1 pseudogene is annotated in these 787 nt (G+C 63.7%); it reads right to left on the minus strand.

Annotated elements, in window-relative coordinates:
* A pseudogene (locus JWJ90_RS22795) lies at positions 1–629 on the minus strand (phage tail tape measure protein); the annotation flags it as partial.
* Positions 630–787 lie beyond the last annotated feature (158 nt).

Here is a 787-nt window from a genome sequence, read left to right on the forward strand (position 1 = left end):
GCCGCCACCGCGCCGATGTTCTTGATGGCGTCGGCCATCTGGGTGCCGTTGGTCTTGAACGAGGCCACGGTCTGCGCCATGGCTCCGGAAAAGGCGGTCGCCCATTCCATGTCGTTCATGTCGGCCATGATGGGCTTGAAGATCCCGTAGGCCGTGGTGAAGGTGCCGACCATTTCCTGGGTGGTGGCCTTGGTCGCCTTGGCGGTCATGGCGGCCATGGAGGTGAAGACGCCCACGGCCTCGTCGCTGAGGTTGGACAGGGCCGATTTCACGTCGTAGGTGGCGGTGATGAAGGCGGCCTTGTCGGCACCGGACCATTGGTTGGTGAAGGATTCTGCGGCGTCCTCGATGGCCCGGAGATCCTGCACGCCCAAGGACGCCAGCTCTCCCAGGGCCTTCTGGGTCGCGGCGGTGGAGGCGACCAAGGCGGCGGGCATTGCCATCAGGGCCAGTCCCGCCCCCAGCATCATGGTCCCTTGCTGGATGCGGTCCAGGTTGCGAGTCATCCGCTCGCTGGCATCCGCCACGGTGGAATCGAGGTCCATCATGGAACCACGGATGCGCTGCGCGTTCTGCGAGAACGCATCCTTCATCGATACCACTATGCCCAGTCCGAGATCGCCGTTCATCTATCGCCGTTCCGTTTGCTCACGTTCAAAATCAAGCTGCCGCTCGAGGGCCTCGACGAACTGACGCCGGACCCTGAGCGGCAGCGAGCGGGTTTCCGACCAGCCCCAGTGCAGTCCGCCGTAAGCGAGAAAGAATGCGTCGCTTACAAGCGAACTCC

Source organism: Desulfobulbus rhabdoformis (genome assembly GCF_016919065.1).
Taxonomy (GTDB): domain Bacteria; phylum Desulfobacterota; class Desulfobulbia; order Desulfobulbales; family Desulfobulbaceae; genus Desulfobulbus; species Desulfobulbus rhabdoformis.